This window comes from Stenotrophomonas terrae, from assembly GCF_001431465.1.
In the GTDB taxonomy this organism is placed as follows: domain Bacteria; phylum Pseudomonadota; class Gammaproteobacteria; order Xanthomonadales; family Xanthomonadaceae; genus Stenotrophomonas; species Stenotrophomonas terrae.
This window is the reverse complement of record NZ_LDJJ01000007.1, coordinates 10,513-34,894: the sequence shown is the minus strand read 5'-3', so window position 1 is coordinate 34,894 and position 24,382 is coordinate 10,513. Positions and strand designations below refer to the sequence as shown.

At 61.3% G+C, this 24,382-nt stretch carries 34 protein-coding genes and 1 tRNA gene; 24 read left to right on the top strand and 11 right to left on the bottom strand.

Features of this window, described 5'->3' with window-relative positions; translation table 11 throughout:
* Window positions 1–11: 11 nt before the first annotated feature.
* Window positions 12–98: transfer RNA gene (locus ABB27_RS02595), tRNA-Leu, on the top strand.
* A 70-nt stretch (window positions 99–168) separates the two neighbouring features.
* Here ABB27_RS02595 and ABB27_RS02590 read toward each other — a convergent pair.
* From ABB27_RS02590 to ABB27_RS02580, 3 genes are all read right to left on the bottom strand, one after another.
* Window positions 169–1,098 (bottom strand): tyrosine-type recombinase/integrase, encoded by a 930-nt coding sequence (locus ABB27_RS02590; protein WP_057626673.1) that lies wholly within the window; start codon window positions 1,096–1,098, stop codon window positions 169–171.
* 174 nt (window positions 1,099–1,272) lie between these two features.
* Window positions 1,273–2,001, bottom strand: a complete 729-nt coding sequence (locus ABB27_RS19575; protein WP_152984405.1) for a hypothetical protein — start codon at window positions 1,999–2,001, stop codon at window positions 1,273–1,275.
* 246 nt (window positions 2,002–2,247) lie between these two features.
* Window positions 2,248–2,871 carry a hypothetical protein gene (locus ABB27_RS02580; RefSeq protein ID WP_057626671.1) on the bottom strand — a complete coding sequence of 208 codons (624 nt, stop codon included), beginning with the start codon at window positions 2,869–2,871 and terminating at the stop codon, window positions 2,248–2,250.
* A gap of 19 nt (window positions 2,872–2,890) precedes the next feature.
* Between ABB27_RS02580 and ABB27_RS02575 the strand changes: the two genes are divergently transcribed.
* Complete coding sequence (locus ABB27_RS02575; protein WP_057626670.1) at window positions 2,891–3,139, top strand: hypothetical protein; 249 nt, start codon at window positions 2,891–2,893, stop codon at window positions 3,137–3,139.
* 25 nt (window positions 3,140–3,164) lie between these two features.
* On the opposite strand, the gene ABB27_RS02570 is transcribed toward ABB27_RS02575, so the two are convergent.
* The 5 genes from ABB27_RS02570 to ABB27_RS02555 form a co-directional block, all read right to left on the bottom strand.
* Window positions 3,165–3,617, bottom strand: coding sequence for a hypothetical protein (locus ABB27_RS02570; protein ID WP_057626669.1), 453 nt, complete (start codon window positions 3,615–3,617; stop codon window positions 3,165–3,167).
* A complete protein-coding gene (locus ABB27_RS02565) occupies window positions 3,614–4,312 on the bottom strand; it encodes a phiTE_015 family protein (protein WP_057626668.1) in 699 nt (232 codons plus the stop codon). Before ABB27_RS02565 ends, ABB27_RS02570 begins: the two co-directional genes overlap by 4 nt.
* On the bottom strand, window positions 4,309–4,602 hold the full coding sequence (locus ABB27_RS02560) for a helix-turn-helix domain-containing protein (RefSeq protein ID WP_057626667.1): 294 nt from the start codon (window positions 4,600–4,602) through the stop codon (window positions 4,309–4,311). Before ABB27_RS02560 ends, ABB27_RS02565 begins: the two co-directional genes overlap by 4 nt.
* Window positions 4,603–4,609: 7 nt before the next feature.
* Window positions 4,610–4,876 (bottom strand): hypothetical protein, encoded by a 267-nt coding sequence (locus ABB27_RS19200; RefSeq protein ID WP_083491105.1) that lies wholly within the window; start codon window positions 4,874–4,876, stop codon window positions 4,610–4,612.
* 107 nt (window positions 4,877–4,983) lie between these two features.
* A complete protein-coding gene (locus ABB27_RS02555) occupies window positions 4,984–5,457 on the bottom strand; it encodes a hypothetical protein (protein ID WP_244479110.1) in 474 nt (157 codons plus the stop codon).
* Between the two features lie 357 nt (window positions 5,458–5,814).
* On the opposite strand from ABB27_RS02555, the gene ABB27_RS02550 reads away from it, so the two are divergent.
* The 3 genes from ABB27_RS02550 to ABB27_RS19570 all read left to right on the top strand — a co-directional run bounded on the left by ABB27_RS02550 (window position 5,815) and on the right by ABB27_RS19570 (window position 7,951).
* On the top strand, window positions 5,815–6,261 hold the full coding sequence (locus ABB27_RS02550) for a DUF1579 family protein (RefSeq protein WP_057626666.1): 447 nt from the start codon (window positions 5,815–5,817) through the stop codon (window positions 6,259–6,261).
* Window positions 6,262–6,489: 228 nt separating this feature from the next.
* Window positions 6,490–6,888 carry a hypothetical protein gene (locus tag ABB27_RS02545; protein ID WP_152984404.1) on the top strand — a complete coding sequence of 133 codons (399 nt, stop codon included), beginning with the start codon at window positions 6,490–6,492 and terminating at the stop codon, window positions 6,886–6,888.
* 682 nt (window positions 6,889–7,570) lie between these two features.
* Complete coding sequence (locus tag ABB27_RS19570; protein ID WP_152984403.1) at window positions 7,571–7,951, top strand: hypothetical protein; 381 nt, start codon at window positions 7,571–7,573, stop codon at window positions 7,949–7,951.
* Between the two features lie 145 nt (window positions 7,952–8,096).
* On the opposite strand, the gene ABB27_RS02540 is transcribed toward ABB27_RS19570, so the two are convergent.
* Complete coding sequence (locus ABB27_RS02540) at window positions 8,097–8,786, bottom strand: LexA family transcriptional regulator (RefSeq protein ID WP_244479109.1); 690 nt, start codon at window positions 8,784–8,786, stop codon at window positions 8,097–8,099.
* 79 nt (window positions 8,787–8,865) lie between these two features.
* Here ABB27_RS02540 and ABB27_RS20015 point away from each other — a divergent pair, with 79 nt between their 5' ends.
* Complete coding sequence (locus ABB27_RS20015) at window positions 8,866–9,336, top strand: helix-turn-helix domain-containing protein (protein ID WP_083491104.1); 471 nt, start codon at window positions 8,866–8,868, stop codon at window positions 9,334–9,336.
* A 3-nt stretch (window positions 9,337–9,339) separates the two neighbouring features.
* Window positions 9,340–9,543 (top strand): hypothetical protein, encoded by a 204-nt coding sequence (locus ABB27_RS02530; RefSeq protein WP_057626662.1) that lies wholly within the window; start codon window positions 9,340–9,342, stop codon window positions 9,541–9,543.
* On the opposite strand, the gene ABB27_RS02525 is transcribed toward ABB27_RS02530, so the two are convergent.
* Window positions 9,540–9,749: a hypothetical protein gene (locus tag ABB27_RS02525; RefSeq protein ID WP_057626661.1), complete on the bottom strand. Its 210-nt coding sequence runs from the start codon at window positions 9,747–9,749 to the stop codon at window positions 9,540–9,542. The genes ABB27_RS02530 and ABB27_RS02525 overlap by 4 nt on opposite strands.
* Window positions 9,750–9,912: 163 nt before the next feature.
* On the opposite strand from ABB27_RS02525, the gene ABB27_RS20260 reads away from it, so the two are divergent.
* The 7 genes from ABB27_RS20260 to ABB27_RS02490 all read left to right on the top strand — a co-directional run bounded on the left by ABB27_RS20260 (window position 9,913) and on the right by ABB27_RS02490 (window position 14,276).
* A complete protein-coding gene (locus tag ABB27_RS20260; RefSeq protein WP_057626660.1) occupies window positions 9,913–10,962 on the top strand; it encodes a phage regulatory CII family protein in 1,050 nt (349 codons plus the stop codon).
* Entirely contained in the window at window positions 10,871–11,518 is a 648-nt protein-coding gene (locus ABB27_RS02515; protein ID WP_244479108.1) for a hypothetical protein, read from the top strand. Before ABB27_RS20260 ends, ABB27_RS02515 begins: the two co-directional genes overlap by 92 nt.
* Entirely contained in the window at window positions 11,518–11,892 is a 375-nt protein-coding gene (locus tag ABB27_RS02510; RefSeq protein WP_244479107.1) for a Ref family recombination enhancement nuclease, read from the top strand. Before ABB27_RS02515 ends, ABB27_RS02510 begins: the two co-directional genes overlap by 1 nt.
* Window positions 11,889–12,545 (top strand): hypothetical protein, encoded by a 657-nt coding sequence (locus ABB27_RS02505; protein WP_057626659.1) that lies wholly within the window; start codon window positions 11,889–11,891, stop codon window positions 12,543–12,545. The genes ABB27_RS02510 and ABB27_RS02505 overlap by 4 nt, the downstream gene beginning before the upstream one ends.
* 72 nt (window positions 12,546–12,617) lie before the next feature.
* On the top strand, window positions 12,618–13,175 hold the full coding sequence (locus tag ABB27_RS02500) for a hypothetical protein (protein ID WP_057626658.1): 558 nt from the start codon (window positions 12,618–12,620) through the stop codon (window positions 13,173–13,175).
* A gap of 346 nt (window positions 13,176–13,521) precedes the next feature.
* Window positions 13,522–13,953 carry a structural protein P5 gene (locus ABB27_RS02495; protein ID WP_057626657.1) on the top strand — a complete coding sequence of 144 codons (432 nt, stop codon included), beginning with the start codon at window positions 13,522–13,524 and terminating at the stop codon, window positions 13,951–13,953.
* Window positions 13,953–14,276 carry a hypothetical protein gene (locus ABB27_RS02490; RefSeq protein WP_057626656.1) on the top strand — a complete coding sequence of 108 codons (324 nt, stop codon included), beginning with the start codon at window positions 13,953–13,955 and terminating at the stop codon, window positions 14,274–14,276. Before ABB27_RS02495 ends, ABB27_RS02490 begins: the two co-directional genes overlap by 1 nt.
* 90 nt (window positions 14,277–14,366) lie before the next feature.
* On the opposite strand, the gene ABB27_RS02485 is transcribed toward ABB27_RS02490, so the two are convergent.
* The gene (locus ABB27_RS02485) at window positions 14,367–14,594 is read right to left on the bottom strand and encodes a hypothetical protein (RefSeq protein ID WP_057626655.1); all 228 of its coding nucleotides are present in this window, start codon (window positions 14,592–14,594) and stop codon (window positions 14,367–14,369) included.
* 178 nt (window positions 14,595–14,772) lie between these two features.
* Between ABB27_RS02485 and ABB27_RS02480 the strand changes: the two genes are divergently transcribed.
* From ABB27_RS02480 to ABB27_RS02435, 10 genes are all read left to right on the top strand, one after another.
* Window positions 14,773–14,961, top strand: a complete 189-nt coding sequence (locus tag ABB27_RS02480) for a hypothetical protein (protein ID WP_211263660.1) — start codon at window positions 14,773–14,775, stop codon at window positions 14,959–14,961.
* 61 nt (window positions 14,962–15,022) lie between these two features.
* Window positions 15,023–15,241, top strand: a complete 219-nt coding sequence (locus ABB27_RS02475) for a hypothetical protein (RefSeq protein ID WP_057626653.1) — start codon at window positions 15,023–15,025, stop codon at window positions 15,239–15,241.
* A complete protein-coding gene (locus ABB27_RS02470; RefSeq protein ID WP_083491103.1) occupies window positions 15,186–17,033 on the top strand; it encodes a terminase large subunit in 1,848 nt (615 codons plus the stop codon). The genes ABB27_RS02475 and ABB27_RS02470 overlap by 56 nt, the downstream gene beginning before the upstream one ends.
* A gap of 8 nt (window positions 17,034–17,041) precedes the next feature.
* Window positions 17,042–18,307, top strand: coding sequence for a phage portal protein (locus tag ABB27_RS02465; RefSeq protein ID WP_057626652.1), 1,266 nt, complete (start codon window positions 17,042–17,044; stop codon window positions 18,305–18,307).
* Window positions 18,285–20,126, top strand: coding sequence for a head maturation protease, ClpP-related (locus tag ABB27_RS02460; protein ID WP_057626651.1), 1,842 nt, complete (start codon window positions 18,285–18,287; stop codon window positions 20,124–20,126). Before ABB27_RS02465 ends, ABB27_RS02460 begins: the two co-directional genes overlap by 23 nt.
* Entirely contained in the window at window positions 20,126–20,596 is a 471-nt protein-coding gene (locus ABB27_RS02455; RefSeq protein ID WP_057626650.1) for a DUF1833 family protein, read from the top strand. The genes ABB27_RS02460 and ABB27_RS02455 overlap by 1 nt, the downstream gene beginning before the upstream one ends.
* A complete protein-coding gene (locus ABB27_RS02450; protein ID WP_152984402.1) occupies window positions 20,593–20,922 on the top strand; it encodes an NlpC/P60 family protein in 330 nt (109 codons plus the stop codon). Before ABB27_RS02455 ends, ABB27_RS02450 begins: the two co-directional genes overlap by 4 nt.
* Window positions 20,919–23,357, top strand: a complete 2,439-nt coding sequence (gene gpJ / locus ABB27_RS02445) for a TipJ family phage tail tip protein (protein WP_057626648.1) — start codon at window positions 20,919–20,921, stop codon at window positions 23,355–23,357. The genes ABB27_RS02450 and gpJ overlap by 4 nt, the downstream gene beginning before the upstream one ends.
* Window positions 23,354–23,992, top strand: coding sequence for a hypothetical protein (locus ABB27_RS02440; protein WP_057626647.1), 639 nt, complete (start codon window positions 23,354–23,356; stop codon window positions 23,990–23,992). Before gpJ ends, ABB27_RS02440 begins: the two co-directional genes overlap by 4 nt.
* A complete protein-coding gene (locus tag ABB27_RS02435) occupies window positions 23,989–24,381 on the top strand; it encodes a hypothetical protein (RefSeq protein ID WP_057626646.1) in 393 nt (130 codons plus the stop codon). The genes ABB27_RS02440 and ABB27_RS02435 overlap by 4 nt, the downstream gene beginning before the upstream one ends.
* The last annotated feature ends 1 nt before the right edge of the window (window position 24,382 follow it).

Below are 24,382 nucleotides of genomic sequence, written 5' to 3'. Positions count from 1 at the left end.
GCTATCGTGATGCCCGGATGGCGAAACTGGTAGACGCATCGGACTTAAAATCCGCCGGCCGCAAGGCCTTGCCGGTTCGATTCCGGCTCCGGGCACCATTGCAGCACAAGGGTTTCGGCCATTTGTGCTGTAACTACCGCGAAACGGGCTGTGCAGTTTTTGTGCAGCTCATGCCAATTTCGCCATCGCATCAGCCAGGTGTTCTGGCGCAAGGTGCGCATAGCGCCGAGTCATTGCAGTCGACGTGTGACCCAGGATCTCGGCGACAGTGTGCAGCGGAACGCCGGCCTGCACCAACCATGATGCACACGAATGGCGCAGATCGTGCCAGCGCACCGACTCCATGCCAAGGGCAGAGCGCGCAGCCTCCCACGAACTGCGCACCCCATCTTCGGTGATCGGCAGCGGCAGTCTCTTTGCGATCTCCAGCACCTTGGGGTGCAGCGGCACCATCTGCAGGGTGGACGTCTTGCTGCTGCGATCGAGCCGGATAAAGCCGTTCTGCACTTCATGCTTGGTCAGGCGGAGCAGGTGGCCACGTCGAATGCCGGTGTATGCGGCCAGGCGCACATAGTCGCCGGCCAGCGGGTTCGGGCAGGCCAGCGCCAGCGCTTCCACCTGAGCAGCGGTCAGGAACGTCTCTCGCGCCTTCTCTGGCAGCAGGGTGATTGCGGCCGGGCGCTCCACCCAACCCCATTCGCGCCACGCCATGCGCGTGATCTGGCGCAGGATTCGGGCCTTGTGGTTGACGGTTGCTGGCGCCTTGTCCATTTCGGCAGCCTTGATCTCCGCCCACACCTGGGAAACCTCGGACAGCTTCCTGCCTGCAATGTAGGGGAGCAGCGCCCGACAGTGGGCCTTTGTCTTCGTTGCTGACCGCAGGCGCGGCACGTGGTCTAGCAGCCACTTCTCCAGCGCCTCGGCAATCAAGCGCTCCGGCTCACGACCAGCCGCAACGTCTTTGACGGAGGCGAGCCACTTTCGCTCGTAGGCTTTCGCGTCCGCGTGGCTCCAGTGCCGAGAAGTTTTGCGATACGTTCGTCCGCCGTAGCAGACGGTGACTTGATAGTGGCCGTTGGCACGCTTGGTGACTGGCATGTACTTAGCTTCCTCTTTGCCCACCAGATTTTCAGGTCGATGGGGTGAATACGATCAGATTTCGCGCTGGTCCCGAGTCGGGAGGCGTCCAGCTCGCCGGCATCAATGGCCCGTCTGAGCGTCTTGGTCGACACTCCCGAGCTCTCCGCCGCCTGGGACAGCGTCAGCAATCTCTCAGCCGTGCTCATGGGCTTCTCCTTCCATCGCCACCCGGGCGCTCTTGATTCGGTTGTTTCGTGGTTCTGTGATGCAGGTCCGGCGGTCTAGATCCTTGGTCTCATTGCGGCCATGCCGAAGACCGGCGATGGTCAGATCGGGAGATTTAGCAAAGGAGTGAATGGAATTGCGACCTGCTGAAAGAGCATTGATGTCGTCGTTGAGCGCCGTTGCTGACGGGGACAAGCCGGATACTCCGCCGTTGCTGGGTGATCTTGTGATGTGGGGGTACGCTGCTGGAACGCCGCCAGTACTTACCGCAATCGGCATGGACGTGCTTAATGAATTGCACGAACGCATCAGGGCGACCGAAGAACGGTCAAGGTAGCTTTGGGGCAATGGACGCTTAGGCGGTCGCTTCATCCGCATTGCCCGCTTGGGGCATACGGTGCGGTTGACACGGAAAGATGAACGCGGGACGCTTTCCAGCGAATTCGAGACGACGGAGTCGGGATGATCAGGTACGTCGATGGCTGGCAGCTTCACGCCTACGTTGAGCACGGGGTGGAAGGCCCCGGCGAGGCGGCGATCTCTGCGAGGCATCTGGCTCAGGATGTTTTTGTGGTTCATCGATACGACTCGATCCATTTCAACTCCTCGCTGGAGGCGGCGAGTTACATTGAAGATCAGCTGTTCGCGGTGACCGGCGTTAGCTCCGACGGCACGCTGCGGTTCTAGCTCACGCATCGCTCGCCTCCTGCGGGCTGTCTTCGCCAACGCAGTCCGCGTCGCACCAGGGTTCGCCGCAGTGAGGGCAGCCGGCTTCGTCAGTGAGCTCTGGCACACAGTTGTGGCAGGCATGCTGACCACCGTGCCAGGTACCACAGCTACTCCAGCAGAATCCTTGGCCGCAGGTCTTGCAGATGCCGGCATCGCTCAAGTCCAAGTCGTCATTGCAGACGGCGCAAAGGCCGATGGGCATATCTTTGGCCATCACTTCGCCCCCTGCGGGCGTGCGGCGAGGGCGGCGGCCCATGCGTCTTGCATGTCGGCATCGTCAATGCAGCGACGCTTGCTGAACCATGCCTCGCAGAAGGCAACCTCCATGTCGATGTCCATCACCTCGGGCACCAACACGAATCCCTCCGACGCGGTAGCCGAACCGTCACAGTTCTGGCGTACACCGGACGCATGCTCCAGTGCATCCGCTGCCACGAGACGTTCACCGGCTTTGCCGATGTCGAGCCCGCTATCGACAGCTTCGGGATGCACTTCATGTGCCCAGAGTGCGGGAGGCGGAACAACCTGCGAACCGTTTGCTACGACGGAGACACGGCGCTGATCGAGCAGGTTCTCCACACGGAGGACTGAGCCAAGCTCACGGATGTGCTTGTTGATCAGCATGGCGTCGACTGGGTAAGCCTTCGCGGTCCGCTGCTCCCACTGTTCCAGGAGCGCGAGAAGGCGACCCACCTCTGGCGCGGCGCGCAGGGCGCCAACCACGTAATCCCACTCTTCTCTGCGCAGCGAAACGACACCGCACGACCCCGGCTTCAGGGTTGCCAGCTTCCAAGCGAGGTCGCCGGCCAACTCCCTGGCGCGCTGCTGGTCATCCATAGATCACCTTCATGGCAGAATGCTGATTCGCCCCGAAAAGGAACTCGAAATGGCCCCTGAGATAAAGCGCGACACTCTTGTTACCTCCTACTACGGGAAGGACATCTATGTGGAGGCCTGGCAGGCGGAAGGCGGCGAGGCTTTCGTCCATGTGGTGGAGATCAGCGAACTCCCGCCTTTCAAGAGGCCTGTTCGAAATAACTTCGTCAGCCTGGAAGAAGCCTTGAATGCAGGGCTTCGATTCGCCACCCGGCAGATCGACTACTGAAACGTCCTCGCGCGAGGGGCGCGGTCTACTCATCCGACACCCCCGCGCCGTGGCTGGTGGGGTGCTCAGTGCGTGCGAGCGCCCGGCGCACCTTGGGCAGAATCGCCTTCACCTCCGGATGCTCGCTGTAATGCTCCAGCAGGCGTGCAAGGTGATATGCAGTTTCGGCGTCCAGGGCCCCGCGTAAGCGAGTGCTCCTGAAGTGATCCAGTTCCTCGCTTACGCCGTAATCGGTCAACGTGTAGTCCAGCAGCCGCCTGCAGTCATGGCAGTGGCAGCAGCCGTCGTTGTCCTGGCTCCAGCCGCCATCCACGAATTCACCGCGATCGGCATTCACCGCCTTCATCGCGCATTCGTGGCAGTAGGAAGGTCCTTGATCGGCCTCACCACCGCCGAGCCAGTGCGGATAGGGAACGCGCACGGCACTGGCGATCTGTTCGAGGCGATCAACGGCCTCCTGCACACTGACCGCGCTCACGACCCCACCTCGGCGCTGGCGGCCTGCATTGCGGCTTGCCACGCTTTCCATGCTGCGGTGGTTCGGTCACTCCAATAGGCGCTTCTATCCGGGTCAGACCTGCCTACGCACAAATTGACACCAGCGGCCCAAACTTCAAACTGCGCCCGTGCATCGCTGCCGCCCTCGGGGCTGGCGTCGAGCGCGTCACGCAGTTCTTTTGCGCATGCCCACATCCCTGCGGCCTTGCTTGGCGAGCTTCCCTTCATCGTCTCAGCCTGTTCAAGCCAAGATTCACTCAGCTTGCGCAGGTCGATCCCCGGCGCTGCGGGGGTGCTGGCCTTCAACTTAGCGATTGCCGCGAGGATCGGCTCAGCGCCACCCTCTTCCGGATCGCAGTCCAGTTCGCTTGATACCTCGGCCAGCGCTTCGCACGCATCAATGAACATGCGCTTGTAGCTCGCGCCATCAAATGCGTCACCAACCGGCGCTGCGGCGACGGGGGCGGCGTAGAGCGGGATGCGTGCGTGTTCGGTCTGCTTATTAAACAAACCTACTGCTTCGTTGTCGCCGGGCAGATGGTGGCAGTACGCCACCGCCTCCTGCGCTGCGGCGGGCTGTGCCTGCGCGCGCTGAATTGGATGAGTGGGGCAGGGATGGCGCAGTGAGCCGTCGCCGCTGGGGCAGGTGCAGGTGGTCGGGGTGGAATCGTTCATCGGTTGGTTTCCTTCTTGCCTGGGCGCTGCGAGAACTTCGCGCGGCCTGGTAGCTGTGGAATGAGGAGCATCTGGTCGGTGGTGACGCTGTAGCTGGCAACGCGGCAGGGCTTGCCCTTGCGGTTGTTGACCACGACTTCTGTGGAGTGGATCGGGTGGCCTTGCTGCCGCAGGTCGTAGATGCGCGCGCTGGGCCTGCCGATGCCGAGCTCCAGGAGGATCTCCATTGCTGTCATCGGGCGTTTGGTGAGGGCCGCGAGCAGTTCGTCGCACTGGGCTTGGTCGGTCATGGGCGTTTCACAGACTCAGCTGCAGCTGGGCGAGCTCAGACGGGAATACCGATCGCTTCCCTGCTGGTCTGCGTTTCGGCGCGCGCTGTCCGTGCACAAGGCACCACTCCGCATGGGCTTCTTCGAAGGTGAGGTGCTTGGCAGTGCTGGTGCACGCGCATTCCACGCTGTGGCCGCCGCCTGCCGATTCCCGGCGGAGATCGAGCATGTGTCGTGCGGCGTGGCCTTTGCTGCAGGGGATGATCGGTGTCGGCTCGCTGATCATGCGTTGCATGTGCCTCTCCTATTTGCCGTAGGACAGCAGCGCGAGAAGCGCGCCGATGATGGCGGCAGCTGCCAGGGTGACGAGAAGGGTTCCGAGGAACTCGCGCGTGGAGTGCTTCATTGCGCACCACCGACGAAAGCCAGGTCATAGATGACGCAGTGCGCCCGGGCGTCTGCGGCAGACAGGGGGACAACCGCAGTTGCCCGGGCGCATGCGAGGGGAACGGAGTAGGAGCCGGAGGTGACTGCATCGACGGCTTCGAGCGCGAGCAGCCAGCGGCGTTCCGAGAAGTTTTTGGTCAGCGCGACGGCGACGCCGGCGGCGCAGTTGGGCACGCGTTCGGCGGCGCGAAAGCCGTTCAAGGCTGTGCCGGCGATGGTGGCGCGCAGGCCCCAGTCGTCATGCTCGGAGAGCTCGTAGACGGCGAGGGCGGCGCAGATGCGGGGGCTGCTGATGACCAGGTCTGCCGGGATGGTCACTTCGCCATCGGTGGTGACCTCAGCGGCCGGGGAGGGCTCGGGCTGGCCGGTGGCGGCGCAACCGCTCAGTGCGAGGCACAGAGCGGCGAGGAAGGTACGGGCGGTTGCCATGAACCTGATCTCCAGCCCCTGCCCGGAATGGGTGTGTCGCGGGGCGATGGAGGAATTAAACAGCGTGTTTAACTACAAGTCAACAAGATGTTTAATTTATGCCTTTCCCGAGCTCCGCCGGTTGGCTGGTAGCGACCCAAAGCGGACATCCGCATACCCGGCGTGTTTTGGCCGTAAGGGATCGGTAGTGTCAGTGTGCATCGGGGCGTGCGCCCTGAATCAGCGGTTGAAGTGGCTGCTGCGGGAGGTGTCCGTAGCTCGGGGCGGCAACAAGTGTGCTTCCCTGTAAAAAAAAAGCGTCGGCATGTCGAGATTTCCCACTCTGGTTCGTCGAATTGACACCAACAGGAGAATTTCATGGCTCAGCACAACTTCCCTTCCGATCATCACCGCCGCCTCGACGTCCTGCATGGGGCGTGGCAGACCACCATCACTGCGCTCGAGCCCGATGGCAGTGCAGGGGGCAGGTCGCAGGCGACTGATATCTATTCATGGCTGCCGAACGGGCAGTTCCTGATGCATGAGGTGGACGCCATGATGGGGTCACAGCGCGTGCAGTCGATCGAAATAATTGGGATCAACGGCACCACCGGCGAGTTCTTCAGTCGAAGCTACGATCCTGACGGGAGCACGAATGATTTCGTATCCAGGATCAACGAGTGCAATTACACGATTGAAGGGAAAAGCCAGCGTTTCGTTGGATGCTTCAGCGTTGATGGATCACAGTTGACTGGCGAATGGACGCAACTGGATGGTGACCACTGGATTCCATTTGTCAGGATCGTTCTCGAGAAGAAATTGTGAGAACCAAAGGGAAGCCGCTTCGCGGCTCGGCCTGCGTGTCTGGTGCAAAAGCCTGCTCTTGGCCGCAGGACGGCATGCGACCCATAGCGGACATTGATGCGGCCGCAGGGCCTAGCGCTAACTCCGGTCATACGTCGGCTTGTTCGCCGGACCCCGCCGTCCTAAGATCGGGCTGTATCAGGGGTAATGCCCGGCATGGGGCCTGTCTATTCTGTAGTTGGGGCGCATATGAAGATTCGCGCAGTTTGGTCTGTACTACTCCAGATTGCTTGGCTGCCCATCACGGCCAGCGCCGGCACCGTGTCCCTTGTCGCGGATAAGGAGCTGTGTGACAACGCCCCTCCACTGGAGCAGGCCGCCCGTCTGGAATCCAGCCGCAATGGCAATGTCGTTACGCTCATCGTCACCGCCCAGCTCAACTGTGCGTATCTTCCAGACAAGCCAGAGCTTCGTGAGTGGCGCAATGCTGCAACTCTGTCGCTCCCGACAAAATCACCTTCTGGCATGGCTACGGCTTGTCTTTGTGCGCACCAAATGACCTTTGAGGTTTCAGACCTGTATCAGGGAATTCAGACCATCTACTATGTTCAGGACGGTACCGTCCTTGGGCACGTGGATGCGCCCTAACAATTCATTCAAGCCGATGCCGCTTCGCGGCGCGGCCTAATTCCGGAGTTTAACGTCTGCTCCTGGCCGTAGGGAGTAGGGCGTCCTGCGACCCATAGCGGCCATTGGTGCGGCCGCCGAGCCTACCGCTGGGTCCGGTTATACGCAGGGTTGTTAGCCGGACCCAGCGGCCCTAAGATCGAGCTGTATCAAGGGCAAAGCACACCATACGGCGCTTTGTGGATAAGTCGTATAACCGGACCCACGGGTCCGTCTATTAGATAGTTAGGCGCCACTACAGCTATGACTGATCTTTGGGGTCCCGTTTCGGCAACCGATTGGCATGCCACACCGTGCATAGTCGGCCGCCCAGCAACCGAGGCTGATGTTACGGCCGGCTCTGCCGTCTTCTATGTGCAGGGTGGTTCCACTCCAGCTCCAATGAGCCTTCCATGCTGCGCAGTTCAGCTACTGGAGGATGGCTCTGAGCAGCCTATCGTCATAGTCCAGGCGGAGCTCACGCAGCAGGGCACCATCTTGGGTGTACGGCCACTATCCGGTGGTAATGGCGTCTGCATGTCCGCAGAGGTCCGGTTGCTTCCTGGCGGCTTCGGATCGTAGGGTGGCGCCTAACAGTTCATTCAAGCCGAACTCGCTTCGCGAGTCGACTTAATTTCGGAGTTAGGCGGCAAAGGAGTCTCACGTGAACCGAGAGAAAATCTGGGAGGCGGTATCTTACGCCTGGACCGAAATCGGTCTGGACGAAGAAGATTTCCAACGCTTCGGACGCGAGATTTCCGCTCAACCCAAGGACATGCCTGAGTTCAATCGCGCTGTGTTTTGGGAAACCTGCGGAGCCTTCGCAATCGAGACGGCTTATGCCTTACTGCTTATGGGTACGACACTTCCGGATTGGCACTTTCCGGAGGTAGAGCAAAAGGTTGCGCGTTGGTTGCGCCGTCCATTGCTACTTTCACTCATCAATCCACTCTGGCTAGTTGGCTATCCAGTCTCCTGCTTCATAGCTTTCAACTATTGGCTTCAACTACGTCGGGCGGTTGCATCGTTGTCATGTGCCGCCTAACAGTTCATTCAAGCCGACACCGCTTCGCGGTGCGGCTTAATTCCAGAGTTGAACTTCCGCTTCTGGCCGCAGGCCGCCGCCGGCTGATGAAGGCTGGCACGAAAAAGCCCTGCATTGGCAGGGCTTTTTTGTTGGGGGCCGCGGACTAGTTAAATCGTTCGATCCGATTGCGGAGATAGACCTTTCCGCCAATCACTGTTCCTTCCGGGATGGGAAAGGGATCGCCGTAGCTTTTATTCTCGCTGGCAACGTGGATGATCCCTCTGTCGATCAAGCGCTTTATCTGCTGGCCGTTTCCCATGTTGATCAGATAAATGCCGTCGCCGTCAAACGAAGTTATGCCGGTATCTACGACAACTGCGTCGCCAGGTTGGATGATCGGCAGCATCGAATCGCCGCTGCCCGAAATCAGTCGCAAGCGTCCAGGCACAGGCACGAATCCTACAATGCTACGGATGTAGCCTGGCTCGAAATCTATTGCTCGAATAACCTCCGGAAAATCCGGGTTTTCCACCCCTTCTCCCATGCCTGCCGTGGCCTCCAGTTGCTGAACGCGAACATAGGCGTCTGGCGTCGCAGGAGTAGAGACGGTGGACGGAGCGCCTATGAACATTGGCGCGTGCGCTTCCAGAATCCAAGTCGAGCTAATCCCTAGCTCTTGCTGCGCCCTATTTGCGCCAGCTGCTGAAACGCCAGTCGATCGAGACTCCCAGTTCTTTAGGGTCTGCGGGGATTGGCCTAGCGCCCTTGCAAGCGCCGACTGCCCTCTGATCGCGGGCTCCAGCTGAGCAGCCGCAGCGTAAAGGCGCTTCATGGAAGAGTGCATTTCGGTCATGGGCCATTGTCGCGGGACTAAACGCCGCGTTGTTAAACGCCGCGTTGACTGATGTTTAAACAAGGTGTTTAATTGGCGCATGAACTCGACCGACAAAGTCATGCACAAGGATGCCGAGCTGATAGATGCGCTTGGTGGCCCGGCCGACGTGGCCCGAAGCTTGGGATTTGAGATGCCAAAGGGCACTCAGCGTGTCCAGAACTGGAAGTATCGAGGTATCCCTCCGTACACCCGTGTCACACGCACTGACGTCTTTGGGGGCACTACGGACGGTGCCAGCTCTGTCAGTTCTCCAAGGGCATTGGCCGCTGAGCTTGATTGCCGCATAAGCAAGCGCGCGCTGCGAGCCCGGCTCGGCTTCACCAACGACAAGCAGCTGGCCACAGTGCTGGGTTTGCCTTTGGCGCAGGTTGAAGGCTGGGAGGAAGAGCGCGCGCTGCCGGCTTTGCCCGAGGTGCTGCGCCTGTTGGGCGTCCAGCCCGCGGTCCAGGCCGAGCACGTTCCGGCAGATCCCGATGACGACCGCATCGTTTCCGTGGAGGTGGCCTGAGCAATGGACGCATTCCAGAAAGCCGATTCCTCGACGATCCCGAACGAAACAGCCGATCAGGCGGCGGCCCATATCGCCCTGTGGGCCAGTGAGCGAAATCTCACCGGCGGACAGGTACGAGTCATCTTCGAAGCGGGAATGGCGGCTATGCACCGCCTGCACCCCGGAGTGCTTCCCGCTGCACTTATCGACTGGAGTGAGGATTAAGTGAGCTTGAACCTGCGCTCTGTCTGGATGCCCACAAACCCGCCGTCCGACGGGTTCAGGTGCTCGCCATCCAACGTTCGATACGTGGGCAGTCCGTCGAAGCTGGCTGGCCCATCCAGCGAGCTGGCGTCCATTCGGGGTGTTGTCCTCACGATCTGCGTGGCATTTCCGCTGTCGTCTATCGCATCGAGTCGTTCGATTTTCATGTCGCCCTCCTTGCGGGCTGTTCGTGTGGAAACAGCAGCCTACCGCAGGGAGGGCGGCCCCAGCTTTCCGGTCGAGAGGGGCTATTGAGATGAGTTCGATTCCTTTCATGGCGCCCATCGTGCGCCGCGCCTTTGTCGCAAACCACGTTCACGGAGCACAGCAATGAACATCACCGACGCAGCCCACAAGACCGTGAAGGACTACCCGGGTGGGGCAGAGGCGCTGGGCATTCGCATTGGCATGTCCGGCGCGGTGCTGCGCAACAAGGTCAATCCGAACAACAGCACGCACCACCTGAGCTTGGCTGAGGCCAGCGAGATCATGGGGGTGACTGGCGATGACCGGATGCTGCACGCCCTGGCCGCCGAGCACGGCTATGTGCTTCGCCGAGTCGAAGGGGCGGCGAACTGCGCCAGCGGCGACACCTGGCTTGCATACCCATCGGTGGCCTATCTGGCCGAGGCGACAGGCCAGGACCGCAAGACGGTTCTCGCCAACCTCGTGCGCCTGCGCGAACTGGGATTCATCGAGGACAGTGGCCGCCGCATGGGCGACACGAAGCAGGTGATCGTCTATCGGCTGCTTGCTGGTCAAAGAGTCGAAACGGTACCGAAAACGGAACAGTCCCAAAAGCGGAATAGTTCCGAAAACGGGACAGTCCCAAAAAGCGCCGGAAAGAGTCCCGTTTTTCCCTCCAAACAGTCCCGTTTTTCCGCGAAACAGTCCCAAAAACGGGACACGGAACCGTCAGAAACTAAAGGGAACCGTCAGAACACACACCGCGTGTGTGGAAACGAGCTGACCGAGGCTGACATCGATCGCGAGATCTCGCCGTTGGGGTCGCTGCCCGACTGGATCGATCACCAGGTGCTTGCCCAGTTCGTTCGCCATCGCCGGGTTTCCGGTAGGACGCTGTCGGTGCAGAGCTGGCTGCAGATCCTACCGACGCTGAAAACCCTGGCCGCATCCGGCGGCGACCCGAATCAATCCCTCCGCGACGCAATGGCCGCCGGCCTGTCGCTGCCCGTCATCCCGAAATCTGGAGCCAACGCCCATGGATCAACTGCAGAAGGTTCTGCCGCAGGAGTTGCCCAAGCACGGGCCGAATACGAGCGCCGCCATGGCGGTGGCAACGCTGGCCGCCCAGGCGGAGCGGGACGAGGTCAGCCGGCAGGGGATTTCATCGACGCCGAGTACGCCGTTGTCGGGTGAGCCCAGCAAGCGCGCCATGGACGCGCTGTGGAACCTGTGGGAGCGGATGGAAGCGATGTTCCCGGGCAAGTGGAAGCGGGATAACGGCCTGGCGCCAGCCACGGCAGCTGGCCCGCTGACCTTGGCTGGCGAAACCTGGGCGCTGGCGCTGAAAGGTCTGCTGCCGCGGCAGTTGGGCGAGGGCATGGCCGCCTGCATGCGCATGGGCCTGGAGTGGCCGCCGAACCCAGCGAAGTTTCGCGCGCTGTGCCTTGGCCTGCCGTCGCTGGCGCAGGTGGAGCAGGAACTACGCCCCGGGCAGGACCGCAGCCCGCTGTCTGTGCTGGTGCGCTCGCTGATGGACCTGCACGCGTTTAACGCAGCCGATGGCTATCAGCAGTCCCGCATGGTGGCCGCTGCCTACAGCCAGGCGCTGCAGCACGTCTCCGCCGGCGGCGCGTTGCCGGCCGCCGTTCCAGCGTTGGTCCACGAGAGGCCGGCCGCGCCCAACGTGTCCAACCGGGAGAGCGCAGCTGCCGCGATGGCGCGCGCTGCCCAGGAGCTGGGGTTCGACTGATGGCGATGCAGCACTCCACCGGCACCCCGACTGCAGCCGAGGCCGAGCGCATCGAGCTGGCGAAGGTTGGGCCGTGCATGGCCTGCCTGGTGCTCCAGATCGCCGGCCTGTTGTCAGCGCGCCGGGTGGTCTACGGCTGCGACTACAACCACGCCAAGAGCGGCAACCGCCGTCGAGGCCACATGTTCGGTTACGCCCTGTGCGTCTGGCATCACCGCCGGCACCCGATTGAGGGCAAGACCCTCGCCCAGACGCGCGAGATCTACGGGCCGAGCCTGATGGATGGCTCCCGGGTGTTCCACGAGACCTACGGCAGCGACGACGACTTGATCGAACAACAGACCCACGTAATTGAACTGAGGAGAGCAGCATGAAAGACGTTCGTGAGCTATTGGCGAGGTTTCACGCCTCCTCTTTCCGGCTGGATGCGGGTGCGGGAACAGGTGGTGGAGTAGATGCCCTGACCAACATCGATATCGCTGGGGCGCTCGGCATGGTGCCGGCTGGCCTTGGTCGGGACCTGCTTGAGCTGCTGTATGGGCCTGATCCGAGCCGCGCGGACATAGTTCGCGTGTTTCACGGGATAACCCGGTTGGCACTGGAAGAGCGCAATCGCCGGTCGCGCAGCTTTATCGATGCCCGGACCCTCTGGGGAATCACCGACTGCATAGCGAAGTTTGAGCGAGACCAGGGTGAGCAGACCCGCCGCAATCTGGGCGTGTTGAAGGCGCGTGCTGCCGTGGCTCGCGAGCAGCTATTTCCGGAGAGGCTGGAAGAGCGCATTCCGCAGATCGCTGCAGTAGCAATGGGTTATATGAAGGGCGAGCGGTTGAGCAACCGGGAGCGCGCAGCCTCCATGGGAGTCAGTGAATCCGCGTACCGGCAGGTTTGGGTTGCGGTTGTTGATTGGCTAATCACGCAGCTGAGCGAGGCGGAGGAAGCTGCGGCTCGCAAACTCGCCATGACACTTAAGCCGGTTCCTTTAGCTGCTGGCGGCCGGAACCTCCAGGCCCCGCAGGCCACCTAAGATTGCTGGTACCAATTGAGTTAAGGTGGTCGCAGCACATTTTTCGTCTGTTCAAAGAAGAGCGGTGATCAAATGAAAGTTCCCCCGGTGAAGGGCTACGGAGATTCAGCAGAGTCTTTCGAGGACTACTACGGTCGCTGGCCATCCAGATTTGGGAACTTTCCGAAGTGCGTTGTAGAGAATTGGGTTCACCGGCACTGGGGAGAGTTCGACAGCCGATGGAGGGACAAGTCCCCAGAGCTCTTCGAGTTCGAGCTCGTCGAGCTCAACAATGATCAAGTAATGCAGGTCGGACACATTGGAAACTGGATGAAAGAGCTTGATTACTGGGGAGACGAGCTATTTCGAAACCGCATTCGGCAGAGCACCTGGCTCGCAAAGTACATGCTCAGCGAAGGAACCACTCCATCACCGATTATCGTCGCTCCTAACGCATCGGGACTAACGCATCCAAAGGGAGGGCCGATGCATCCGAATCAACTGATAGAAGGGCACATGCGGCTCGCCTACTTGAGGGGCATGATCCGTCATCAATATGCGGAGCTGAAGCCGATGCATTCGGTATGGCATGTTTCCCTACCGGCGAGTTCGTTCAAGCTCTTGCCATCTGGACCGAACGCGGGCCCGTAGGTCGAACGAAGTTCTTCCGATTTCCGTACGCTGCGATTCGCAAAAGTGCGCAGGTGATGCCTGCGCACTTTTGGGGCTACAGTCCTACCATCACGCGACGAAAGCCCGGCACAAGCCGGGCTTTTTCTTTTCAACCCGATCACCACCGTCCCGTAAGCTCCTCCGCTCGCCGTGAGGCGATTGGGGCCGGTGCCGCGCGCAAGCGCACCAGAAACGCCATGACTGGCCTGCGCACCAGGCAGCGGTGGTGATCGGTTCTTCTATGCCCGTCCACTCTCACCGGAACAACGACTGAGCCCAGCCGGGCTGCAGTGACGGGCACCTTTGCCATACAGGGGATTCACCCATGAGCAGCAAGCAGGAGCCGCGCGGCGTCCGCAACAACAATCCTGGCAATCTGGATCGCACGGCAACCGTGTGGCGCGGTGAGGACCGTAGCGCTGCGGCACTGGTTAGCGAGAAACGCTTCTGCGTGTTCGAAACGCCCCAGGCGGGTTTCCGCGCGCTGGCCAAGACGCTGCTGACGTATCAGAACAAGCACGGCCTGCGGACCGTGCGGGACATGATTAACCGTTGGGCTCCCCCGGTGGAGAACGACACCGAGGCGTACATCACTCAGGTGGCACGGGAGGTTGGGGTGGGCAGTCGCGAGATTGTCAGCCTCAGCAAGCAGGTTCCGCTGCAGCGAATGGTGACTGCGATTGCCCGGCACGAGAACGGCGGGCTGTTCTGGGACGAGTCGGTGATCGAGGCTGGCGTGCGCCAGGCCTTGTCCTGATGGACGGTGATCCGACCACTGCACCGTGGTGGGCCGCCGGCGGTGCCTTCGCGCTTTGGGCAGTGAGGGAGATCTGGGGCGTCATCAACAGCCGCAAGAAAGAGCGGACCGAGACGGACGCCAACGTCACCCTGGTAAGCGGGCTGACAGAGCGCATTGATCGTCTCGAGCAGTCGCAGGCCCGGATGGGCACGCAGCTGGATGAGGAGATCAAGCTGCGGCGTGAGGCGCAGGAAGAGGCACATCGGTTGCGCATGCGAGTGCAGACGCTGGAAGGCCTGCTTCGCGGTCTGGGGGCGGTGATCCCGCCCGAACCGCCGTGATGTACCTGGGCATTGGCCTGTTGGCCGGGCTGGTCGTCGCAGCGCTGGCGCACTGGCACGGCGACATTGGAATGGACCCTTGAAGGAGGGTTAGCGCTTTGGCGAGCGGATCTCGAAGAACTTTAGCAAGTCGTTCCGGGAGGCTTCGACGACGGCCTTTTCTGAATTGGCAGCCCGAAATGGCATCTCGGAGCCGGTGACGTAGATCTGGTATTCCCACGGACCATGTTGTCCGCCGTCAAGCCTGGTTACTGCGACAACCTGGTCCGGATTGACGTAGCAGCCTTCCTGGTACTCGAAGAGCAGGCGGTCGGCCATGTCTGTATTCCCATGTGGAGGGGAGAACGATTGTTCGCCCTGAGTTGGCACAAGTAAAGGTGCAGCCCTTGCGGGCATGGAGGTTTGAGTGAACATGTTTCGTCGCCCAGGCTATGACGCTCTATGGGGCTGGTTCGGGTTGAGCTATGCATCCTGGCTTCCGCTGCCACGAGTGCTGATGCATGAGATGCCGGATGACTGGCAGGCGCGGATGACCGTGCTGCTGGATGAATTCGACGCAACGTTCAAGAACGTGCCGCGCTACGACGTGCAGATCCAGCTCAAGCAGAACGGGCGGTTCGTGCCCATGCCTGAGTGGATCAGCTATCGCCACCCGGACCGGGCAACCATCGAGGGCTTCAAATGACCAGGGCGCACGTTCTCGCAGGCCTGCTGCTGTTGCGGTATGGCGAGAGCAAGCCGAGAACATGCCTTGGCTGCATGCCGGCCACCGGCTCTTGCTGCGCCAGGTCTGCATCTTGGCGGCACGAATGGAGACGGACAAGGATATGGGGGTCTCGGCGTTGCAGGCGCTGGGCTCGCTACTGTCCAAGCTCGGCGCTACGCCGGTTGATGAGACGAAAGTGAATCATGGCGGCGACGAAGAAGAAGACCCGGACGAGCAGTTCTTCGGCCGACCGCACTAGCGCGTATGCGCATGCAGTGGTGGCTGGCGAGATTGTGGCTGGGCCGCATGTGCGGAATGCGTGTCGTCGGCACCTGAAGGATCTGGAGGATGGTCATAAGCGCGGATTGCACTTTGACCATGCTGCAGCAGAGCGAGCATTCGGCTATTTCGAGGGCGTGCTCAAGTTAAGCGAAGGGCAGTTTGAAGGCCTGGCGTTCCAGCTTCACCCGTCCCAAGTCTTCATTCTCGGCTCGCTGTTCGGCTGGAAGAAGCCTGATGGACGCCGGCGGTTCCGACGCGCTTACATCGAGATGGGAAAGGGAAACGGCAAGTCGCCAATGGCTGGCGGGCTTGGCCTGTATGGCATGACTGCCGACGGCGAGGCGGGAGCGCAGATTTACGCGGCGGCGGCAAAGCGTGATCAGGCCGGCATCCTATTCGCGGACGCGGTGAAGATGGTCAAGCAGTCGCCGGCACTAGCCAAGCGGCTGGAGTTTAGTGGCGGCCCGGGACGCGAGTACAACATCGCGCACCACGCCAGTGGCAGCTTCTTCCGTCCGGTGTCGCGCGATACGGGCAAGACCGGCTCCGGCCCGCGTCCGTACTTCGTGCTGGCAGACGAGGTGCACGAGCTGCCGGATCGCAAGATCATCGAAATGTTGGAGCGCGGCTTCAAGTTCCGCCGCGAGCCGATGCTGTTCATGATCACCAACTCCGGCAGCGACCGGAACAGCGTGGCCTGGGAAGAACACGAGCATGCGGTGAAGGTTGCCGCCGGTCACACCGAGGCGGTCAACGATCCAACGTTCATCGGCGAACCGCTGGACGACACGACTTTCAGCTATGTCTGTGCATTGGATGATGGCGATGACCCGCTGGAGGACCCGAGTTGTTGGGGGAAGGCCAATCCACTGCTGGGTGTAACGATCACCGAGGAGTACCTGGCCGAGGTGGTTGCCCAAGCCAAGGCGATTCCGGGTTCCTTGAACGGAATCCTGCGATTGCACTTCTGCATTTGGACGGATGCAGAGACGGCCTGGATGGCGCGGGCGACGCTGGAGCCGGCGCTGGAAGACTTCGACGTCCAGCAGCACCACGGCAAGCGCATTTATACCGGCTTGGATCTGTCGCAGATCCGGGACATTACCGCGATGGCTTCGGTGGTGGAGACGGGATCGGTAGAGGTTGAGGTTGTTGTAGATGGCGAGCGGAAGATCGTGCGCAAGCCGACGTATGACGCGTGGATCGAGGCCTGGACGCCGGGAGGCACCATCGCCGCGCGAACACTGCGCGACAAGCTCCCTTATGACGTTTGGGCCAAGGCCGGCCACATCCACGCGCCTGCGGGGCAGTCGATCAACTTCCGACATGTGGCGCAGACGCTAGCCGAGTACGCCCACGACTACGACGTGGGGCTTGTGGCGTACGACCGGTATGCATTCCGCAAATTCGAGCAGGAAGTCAGTGATCTCGGCATGGTTCTGCCATTTGCAGAGCATCCTCAGGGCGGGCTCCGAAAGGGAAAGCCGCTGTTGGAGGGGGGCGAAGGGCTGTGGATGCCCGGCTCGCTGCGACTGCTGGAAGAGGCGCTGCTGGAAGGCCGCATCCGGCTGCTGCGGAATCCGGTGCTGGTGTCCGCATTGATGAGCGCTGTGATCGAGGGCGACAAGTGGGGCAATCAGTGGCTCGACAAGAACAGGTCCATCAACAAGATCGACGCCGCCGTTGCGCTCTGCATGGCGATTGGCGCGGCCAATGCTGGTGGCAAGGCTGAGTCCGTGTACGAACGTCGCGGCATCCGATTTCTATAAGGAAACCCATGTCCAGGTTCAACGAGGACTCAATCAAATCGCTGGACCGGATCTGGGGAGGCGAGGCGGGGAGCCCGTCACCGCAAGCCAGCGCTGACAGGCAGCAGTTCAGTGGGATGGATGATCCACGGCTGCTGGAGTTCATCCGTGGCGGTGGTTCCGGTGGCTCCGGCGGTTACCAGTTGCGCAACATGGCGGTGCTTCGCTGCGTGTCGCTGATATGCGGCACCGTTGGCATGCTGCCGATCAACCTGATTGAAGCAGGCGCCGAGAAGCGTGTTGCGAAGGAGCATCCGGCGCATCGGCTGCTGAAGATAAAACCCAACGGGTGGCAGACACCGCTGGAGTTCAAGCGGCAGATGATGCTGTCGCAGCTACGCCACGGTGATGCTTACGCGCGCATCGTCTGGTCCGCCGGCAGGCCCATCCATCTGATTCCGCTGGACAGCGGCGCCATGCGCGCAGAGCTGGGCGATGACTGGAGGATGGTCTACCACTACAGCACGAAGAAGCGCGGCGAAGTCGAGCTGCAGCAGGAGGACGTGTTCCACCTGCGTGATCTGTCGGTAGATGGAATCACCAGCCTTTCCCGCATGAAATTGGCAGACCGGGCGATTCGTTTGGCGCTGGATGCTGAAAAAGCAGCAAGCCGCATCTTCGAGACGGGCAACATGGCTGGTGGTGCCATCGAGGTGCCTACCGCGCTGAGCGAGCAAGCTTACGACCGTATGCGTGAGTCGCTGGACACTGGCTTCTCTGGCGAAAACAGTGCTCGACGATTCATGCTTCTGGAAGAGGGTGGAAAGGCCAACGTCTTCGGCAGCACCGCGCAGGAAGCTCAGCACATCGAAAACCGCAATGCCCAGGTGGAGGAAGTGGCCAGGCTGTTCGGCGTGCCGCGTCCGCTCCTGATGATGGACGACACCAGTTGGGGCTCAGGCATCGAGCAGCTTGGAATCTTCTTCCTGCAGTACACGATGCTGGAGCACTTCACGAACTGGGAGCAGGCCGCGGCCCGCTCGCTTCTGTCGGACGGCGAGTTGGAGAAGTACCAGCCGAAGTTCAACGAGCGCGCTCTGATGCGCGGCACGCTTAAAGATCAGGCGGACTTCTTCGCCAAGGCACTTGGTGCTGGCGGTCACGCGCCGTGGCACAGCCAGAATGAAGTGCGCGATCTCCTCGATTACCCCGAATCCGACCAGCCCGGCACCAATGAGCTGCGCAACCCGATGACCCAGAAAGGAAAGATCGATGAGCCTCCGGAAGCTGCCTGAAATCCGCGCTGATGCTGGCTTGGCCGGTATGCAGTTCGATATTCGCGAAGATGCAATCGAAGCTTGGCAGCCTGAAATGCAAGCGGCCGCTAGCGATCCTGCAACTTCCATTTCCATTTACGGCAGGATTGGCCAGTCGTTTGACGGCACTGGAGTAACGTCGCGGATCATTGCCGCTGCGTTGCGTTCCATCGGGCCGCGAGCCGTCACGGTGAACATCAACTCGCCGGGCGGCGACTATTTTGAGGGACTGGGCATCTACAACTTGCTGCGACAGCATGCAGGCGAAGTAACGGTACACGTCCTGAGCATGGCGGCGTCGGCGGCGTCGGTCATCGCTATGGCTGGCGACCGCATCCTGATGGCGGACCACTCGCGGATCATGATCCACAACGCTTGGGGCGTTGCGGTCGGTACGGGCGCCGCGGTTGTCGGGGTGATCCTCGACGATCCGGGCGCCGTCCAGGAAACGCTCTTGGCCTTCTATCGTCGGACGGTTTCGCCGGAGCAGTTTGGCGCCAAGGGCGATGGCATCACCGACGATACCGTGGCGATGCAGAAGGCGCTGGACCGCGCCGCCGGCGGCACGCTGGTTCTGACGCAGGGGCGGATCTACCGGCAGACGGCTGCGTTGTTCTTTCACGCGGATACCGTGATCCTGGGCAACGGCGCCACGTTGCTGCGCGGTGCCGATATCGACAATATGTTGCGCAACCGCCAGACCGGGGCCGTTGAATGGTATTCCACGCAGAAGGTCAGCATCACCGGCCTGAAGTTCGATGCCAACTTCCCCAACTATGCTGCGGTCAGTTCGACCAGCCTGGCGTTTGCGCACGCCAGCTACGTCACGATCCGGGACTGTGAGTTCACGGAAACCCCGACTTTCCACCAGATCGAGATCAACTCAAGCCGGCACGTGACGGTGGACAACTGCCGGTTCATCGGCGGCAACGGCCAGAACCTCCAGGGGAACGAGTCAATCCAGCTGGACTACAGCTATGCAGGCGGCTACCCATGGGAAGGTCCCTATGACAACACCGCCTGCCTGAACATCCGCGTCGTGAACTGCGTGTTTGATGGCACTGGCACCGCCATTGGTTCGCACTCACACGCCGCCGGTGTGGTCCACACGGCAATTCTTGTGGAGGGCTGCCAGATGTTCTCCCCGTTCTATGCAGGCATCCGCCTGGAGAACTGGAGCAACGTGACGGTGCGTGGCTGCCGGTTCACTGGCGGCGCGCTGGGCATCATCGCCTGGGCCTTTGATGCGATGGTGATGAGCGACTACATCATCGAGGGCAACCTGTTCAGCAACCACGGCAACAGTGGCTACGCGTACAACGACTGCCGGGCTGTGCGGTTCCTTGGACAGGCGGACGGCTCGGCATACTTTCAGCGGATCTTGGTTGCGAACAACACGGTCAGGGACCTCACTGCAACCGGCACTCGCACTGCCACGCATGCTCTTACCGCCGACTACTGCCAGCACGTCAAGTTCATCGGCAACGTGGTCCAAAACGTTCGTGGTTCTGGAATCTATACCTACGGTTCATCGTGGGTGACGATCGATGCAAACACCTTGCGCGGCGTCAACGCCTCCGCAGGGGCCAACAATGCGGGCGTCAACGTTACCGCCGCGGCAGCAGGCGGCACGGTCCGGGGCGTGATTTCGAACAACCTGACTGACACCCTGCGGCTCACCAATGCAGATCGCTTTCTGGTACGCGGGAACAATGTGACGACGGCGGGCGGGCTGACCAACTCCGGAAACACCAATACCAGCGTCAGCAGCAACCTGGTCGACACGGTGGCGAGCTGATGGCCAGGGAGCTGACGCCAGCGCAGGCGAGGGCCATCCTTGCCCAGGACACGGCAGAGGTGTTCTTGCCTTGCTTGAAAATCATTGCCGGTGACACCTTTCGGATCGTCAACAACACCGAGCCGCTGGCAAAGGCAGATGGTGTGTACCAGCCCTATCCGTTCGAGCCAGCCTTTCCGGATGACAGTGACGAGCGGGGCGGGAACGTTTCGGTGCGCATCGACAACGTGGAGCGGGATGTGACGCGCCTTCTTCGAGACGCCACTGGCGTTCCCGTTGCGACGCTTGAACTGGTCACGGCCAGCGAGCCGGACAAGCCGATCCTGGGGCCGTGTGAGTTCTCGGTACTCAGTGCCGAGGCCGACGTGATGCAGGTAACCCTGCAGCTCGGCCATGAGGAAGACTTCCTTAACCAGCGTGTGCCAGCACAGAGCTATGGCCCGACCAACTCGCAGGGGCTGTACCAGTGAACCTTGAACCATTCGTTGGCGTCCCCTATGAGGGCCGGCACTTCTGCCGTGTGTTCGCCGCACGCGTCCTGGCGGCGCACGGTGTGCCGCTACCGGCGGTGGTCAAACCCGAGCGGGCATCGGACTGGGAAAGGGTGGCGAGGCCCGGGGCGCTGGCAGTCGTTGTCTTTCAAACCGGCGGGGCACCCGACCACGTGGGCGTCTGCATCGGCCGCGGCCGCTTCCTCCATGTCGAGGAAGGTTCCCGCAGTCGTATCGAGTTCCTTTCATCGCCCCTATGGTCCAGCCGGATCGAGGGCTTCTATCGCTTCAAAGGTGAGAAATGACCCATAGCCTGATGCTGCGGCCCCATGAGTTCTCGCAGGATGTGGGCGTGGTCCACGTGGATGGTGGACAGTCGTTGCGTGCAATGCTTGTGCAGGCGTGTAGCGGCGGGGAGGTTGCCGACAGCGAGTTGCTGGTCCGAGTGGGGGGGCATGAGGTTCCCGCTGCGTACTGGCACAGGCTCCGTCCGAAGGCTGGCACTGCGATTCATGTCACTCGCCGTGGCCTGCATGGGGGTAGCGCACGACAGTTGGTTGCGATCGTGGCCATGGTTGCGCTGACCTTTTTTGCCCCTCAAGTGGGTCTCTACTTTGGAAGTCAGTTGCTTGGCGTGGGAGTCATGATGCTTGGCTCACTTGCCATTGCCGCCCTGACGAAGCCGCCATCCCCTGCTGGCGATAATGCGACCACTGCGAGATGGAACGCCCTCACCGGCACGTCGAACCAGATCAATCCCGGCGGCGTCATCCCGTTCGTCATTGGTGAGTCCAGGTTCTTTCCTCCCCATGCTGCATACCCCTACAGCGAGGCTGTCGGCGAGAGCAGCTATCAGTACTGTCTGTTCGATCTGGGTCATGGCGACATCGAGGTTGCCGATATCCGCATCGGTGACAACCCGATCAGCCAGTACCAGGAAGTGCAGTACGAGATCACGCGCACCCCGACGCTCTATACCAACGATGTGGCAGAAGTTGTTGTCGGTGCCTCAATGGCAGATGGCGACGCTGTGACGCGTACCACGGCGCCCGGCATCACGCGCGTGGCACTGGACCTTGTCGCCCCGGCTGGACTGTACGGTGTAAGCACAAAGGGTGGAAAGTTCGACATGAGAGTGCGTTGGCGCTTTCAGTACCGGTTGGCCGGCAGCACCGGAGCGTGGATCACGCCTGCTAGTCCTCGGCTTTCGTACTTGACCCCCATGGGCGACGGGCGGTTCGAGGTTCGCATGGAGAAGGCTGAAGCCTTCGCCTGCGGTATCGCCTGGGATGTGCCTGCAGGTCAGTATGAGGTGATGGTGTCGCGGGTCGAAACCCCGAAGGGAAGTTCCAAAAACACTTACATCACTGACTTTACCTGGTCCACCCTGCGTTCCATCAAGCCAGGCCTGCCCAGCACAACCGGCACCAACAAACTGGCAATGCGCATCAAGGCGACCGATCAGCTCAATGGCACCCTGCAGAGCCTGTCACTGGTTGTTCGGCAGAAGGTACGCGTGTATGACCGTGCCAGCGATACATGGGCAGCTCCAGCAGTGAACCTCAATCCTGCTTGGGTGGGGTACTGGCTGCTGACCGCATGTCCGGCATTGAGCAAGCACGTACCGGGAACCCGAATCCATCTGGACACGTTTGCCGACTATGCTGAGTTCTGCACGATCAATAGCTTCGAGGCGCGCGGCGTGGTCGATGCGGCAACCACGGCAGCTGAGCTGATCGAAGATCTATTGTCGTGCTCCTTGGGTTCGCTTGGCCGGCGGGACGGCAAGTACAGCATCGTCTTCGATTCGGGTGAAACATTACCCAGCATGACGTTCACGCCACTGGAGATCGACAGCTTCACCATGTCGCGCCCCTTTGTACGCTTGCCACAGGCTCTGCGGGTCCAGTTCAAGAATCCGGCTGCCGACTACCAGGACGATGAGATCATCGTGCTCGATGATGGCTACAGCTATCGCGGGGTAGATGCGCGGGGCAATCCATCAGCCCTGCCCGAACCAACCGAGTTCGAGACCATGCAGCTTCGGTTTGCGCAGGACGCTATCCATGCCTGGCGCGTTGGCCGCTTTCACCTTGCGCAGGGCAAGTTTCGTTCTGAGAGCTACGGCTTCACCAGCGACGTGGCCGGCCTGGGCACAACTCGGGGCGATGTGATCGACGTCGCCCACGACCTGGTGGAATGGGGGGCGGGCTGGGGCAGGGTGGTTAGCATTGGTGCGGCTTCAGGGCGCCCCACGTTAGTGCTCGATCAGATGGTGGCCACACAGGCCGGCAAACGCTATAGCGCCCAGCTGCGGCGCCAGGATGGCAGCGCGGTTATTGCCAGCATCGTTGGTTCGGGCGGAGAGGCGGATACCTTCTGGCTGGAAGCGCTGCCGGCTGGCATCCTGCCTGGTGACGGCTGCGTAATCGGCGAGGCAGAGAGCGTCACGGAGAAGCTGCTGGTCACTGGTGTGCGCTACACCGACGGTGGACAAGTCACTGAGTTCAGCGCCGTGCGGTACGACGCCCGTGTTGCTCCGTTCTGGGCAGATCCGCCGACGGGGATAATCAGCGAGATTACTGGGACGACATATGCCGAAGTGCCGGTTCCGGTAGTGCTGGGTGTTCTCAGTGATTCCACCGTTGACGACCCTGACGATGCGGGAATCGTGGCGCCCGTTGTGCGCATCGGTATGGGCCGCTACTCCGAGGTGCACAGGGAGTTGAGGGCCGTATGACCATCATCGCGCAAGAACTGCGTTACAGGATTGCGGGCGCGGAAGGAACCGACTGGGCTGTTGAGCGTATCCCTGCGGGCCGAAACATCGAACTGCGTTCTGTTCGCCGCGGCATTACCTATGACGTGGAAATTCGCAATATCGACCACACCGGTCGCATGTCTGGGCCGGCCACGTTCCAACACACAGTCGGGACAACCTTGCGCGAAGGTGCCCTTGCGCTCCCCGTGAACGCGGTGGCCAACCGGGCAAGCGTGTGGAATGTGGACACCTCGGTGACCTACAGCGCTACGGATAGCATCGCCACTGTGAGTGTCAGTGCAGGCACCTTGGTGATGGGCGGGGCGTCGGTCAACTATGGTGCAAGCAGCGCCTCTGTTGCAGGTACACCCTCGACGAAGAAGACCGTCTATCTGTTCTATGACGACCCGCAGCTGCGCGGTGGGTCAGTGGATCTAGGGGTCACGGATGATTACATCACCTCCCTCGCTGGCGACGGTCGCATTGCCATCACCTCGATGGATATCAATTTTCCGGCCGTTGGCGCGCCGCCGAACACGGGTGGTGGCGGCATCGGCGGTGGCGGTGGTGGCGGTGGAACTAAGAGCCCAGTAGCGGAGCAGCAGCCGGTATGACCTACATCAAGAGAACGGACGTGCCGGCGTTGACCGGCGAACTTGTAGTTGAGCTGGACACCGGCGCTCTGGTCGCCACCAGTTGCAGCTGTGAGCGAGTGGCCACTGGTGTTGCCTTCCGGGCCAAGGCTCGCGCGATCGATGCGGTGGGCGCGCCCGTGTTGGATGCCGAAGGCAGGCCGGTCGTTACCCAGTTGTCCCATGTCGCGCCGGTGTCCGTGGTGGATGCGGAGACGCCGGAGGTGATCTCGCGGGACTGCCTGTTGGCTGTGCTGGGTGAGCCGGTTACCCGACCTTGGGCAGACGTTCTGCTGTCCAGTGTCAGCATTCGGGTTTCGCTGGCTGCGGCGCCCATCAGCGGCCCAGTGGATGCTGGGGCGGTCCTGTAGG

Excerpts from the sequence above, each read along its gene's own strand:
- ABB27_RS02590 (WP_057626673.1), bottom strand. The coding sequence starts at position 1,098 with ATGCCAGTCACCAAGCGTGCCAACGGCCACTATCAAGTCACCGTCTGC.
- ABB27_RS19575 (WP_152984405.1), bottom strand. The coding sequence starts at position 2,001 with ATGCGTGAGCTAGAACCGCAGCGTGCCGTCGGAGCTAACGCCGGTCAC.
- ABB27_RS02580 (WP_057626671.1), bottom strand. The coding sequence starts at position 2,871 with ATGGATGACCAGCAGCGCGCCAGGGAGTTGGCCGGCGACCTCGCTTGG.
- ABB27_RS02575 (WP_057626670.1), top strand. The coding sequence starts at position 2,891 with ATGCTGATTCGCCCCGAAAAGGAACTCGAAATGGCCCCTGAGATAAAG.
- ABB27_RS02565 (WP_057626668.1), bottom strand. The coding sequence starts at position 4,312 with ATGAACGATTCCACCCCGACCACCTGCACCTGCCCCAGCGGCGACGGC.
- ABB27_RS02560 (WP_057626667.1), bottom strand. The coding sequence starts at position 4,602 with ATGACCGACCAAGCCCAGTGCGACGAACTGCTCGCGGCCCTCACCAAA.
- ABB27_RS19200 (WP_083491105.1), bottom strand. The coding sequence starts at position 4,876 with ATGCAACGCATGATCAGCGAGCCGACACCGATCATCCCCTGCAGCAAA.
- ABB27_RS02555 (WP_244479110.1), bottom strand. The coding sequence starts at position 5,457 with ATGGCAACCGCCCGTACCTTCCTCGCCGCTCTGTGCCTCGCACTGAGC.
- ABB27_RS02550 (WP_057626666.1), top strand. The coding sequence starts at position 5,815 with ATGGCTCAGCACAACTTCCCTTCCGATCATCACCGCCGCCTCGACGTC.
- ABB27_RS02545 (WP_152984404.1), top strand. The coding sequence starts at position 6,490 with ATGAAGATTCGCGCAGTTTGGTCTGTACTACTCCAGATTGCTTGGCTG.
- ABB27_RS02540 (WP_244479109.1), bottom strand. The coding sequence starts at position 8,786 with ATGACCGAAATGCACTCTTCCATGAAGCGCCTTTACGCTGCGGCTGCT.
- ABB27_RS20015 (WP_083491104.1), top strand. The coding sequence starts at position 8,866 with ATGAACTCGACCGACAAAGTCATGCACAAGGATGCCGAGCTGATAGAT.
- ABB27_RS02530 (WP_057626662.1), top strand. The coding sequence starts at position 9,340 with ATGGACGCATTCCAGAAAGCCGATTCCTCGACGATCCCGAACGAAACA.
- ABB27_RS02525 (WP_057626661.1), bottom strand. The coding sequence starts at position 9,749 with ATGAAAATCGAACGACTCGATGCGATAGACGACAGCGGAAATGCCACG.
- ABB27_RS20260 (WP_057626660.1), top strand. The coding sequence starts at position 9,913 with ATGAACATCACCGACGCAGCCCACAAGACCGTGAAGGACTACCCGGGT.
- ABB27_RS02515 (WP_244479108.1), top strand. The coding sequence starts at position 10,871 with ATGGCGGTGGCAACGCTGGCCGCCCAGGCGGAGCGGGACGAGGTCAGC.
- ABB27_RS02510 (WP_244479107.1), top strand. The coding sequence starts at position 11,518 with ATGGCGATGCAGCACTCCACCGGCACCCCGACTGCAGCCGAGGCCGAG.
- ABB27_RS02505 (WP_057626659.1), top strand. The coding sequence starts at position 11,889 with ATGAAAGACGTTCGTGAGCTATTGGCGAGGTTTCACGCCTCCTCTTTC.
- ABB27_RS02500 (WP_057626658.1), top strand. The coding sequence starts at position 12,618 with ATGAAAGTTCCCCCGGTGAAGGGCTACGGAGATTCAGCAGAGTCTTTC.
- ABB27_RS02495 (WP_057626657.1), top strand. The coding sequence starts at position 13,522 with ATGAGCAGCAAGCAGGAGCCGCGCGGCGTCCGCAACAACAATCCTGGC.
- ABB27_RS02490 (WP_057626656.1), top strand. The coding sequence starts at position 13,953 with ATGGACGGTGATCCGACCACTGCACCGTGGTGGGCCGCCGGCGGTGCC.
- ABB27_RS02485 (WP_057626655.1), bottom strand. The coding sequence starts at position 14,594 with ATGGCCGACCGCCTGCTCTTCGAGTACCAGGAAGGCTGCTACGTCAAT.
- ABB27_RS02480 (WP_211263660.1), top strand. The coding sequence starts at position 14,773 with ATGCATGAGATGCCGGATGACTGGCAGGCGCGGATGACCGTGCTGCTG.
- ABB27_RS02475 (WP_057626653.1), top strand. The coding sequence starts at position 15,023 with ATGCCTTGGCTGCATGCCGGCCACCGGCTCTTGCTGCGCCAGGTCTGC.
- ABB27_RS02470 (WP_083491103.1), top strand. The coding sequence starts at position 15,186 with ATGGCGGCGACGAAGAAGAAGACCCGGACGAGCAGTTCTTCGGCCGAC.
- ABB27_RS02465 (WP_057626652.1), top strand. The coding sequence starts at position 17,042 with ATGTCCAGGTTCAACGAGGACTCAATCAAATCGCTGGACCGGATCTGG.
- ABB27_RS02460 (WP_057626651.1), top strand. The coding sequence starts at position 18,285 with ATGAGCCTCCGGAAGCTGCCTGAAATCCGCGCTGATGCTGGCTTGGCC.
- ABB27_RS02455 (WP_057626650.1), top strand. The coding sequence starts at position 20,126 with ATGGCCAGGGAGCTGACGCCAGCGCAGGCGAGGGCCATCCTTGCCCAG.
- gpJ (WP_057626648.1), top strand. The coding sequence starts at position 20,919 with ATGACCCATAGCCTGATGCTGCGGCCCCATGAGTTCTCGCAGGATGTG.
- ABB27_RS02440 (WP_057626647.1), top strand. The coding sequence starts at position 23,354 with ATGACCATCATCGCGCAAGAACTGCGTTACAGGATTGCGGGCGCGGAA.
- ABB27_RS02435 (WP_057626646.1), top strand. The coding sequence starts at position 23,989 with ATGACCTACATCAAGAGAACGGACGTGCCGGCGTTGACCGGCGAACTT.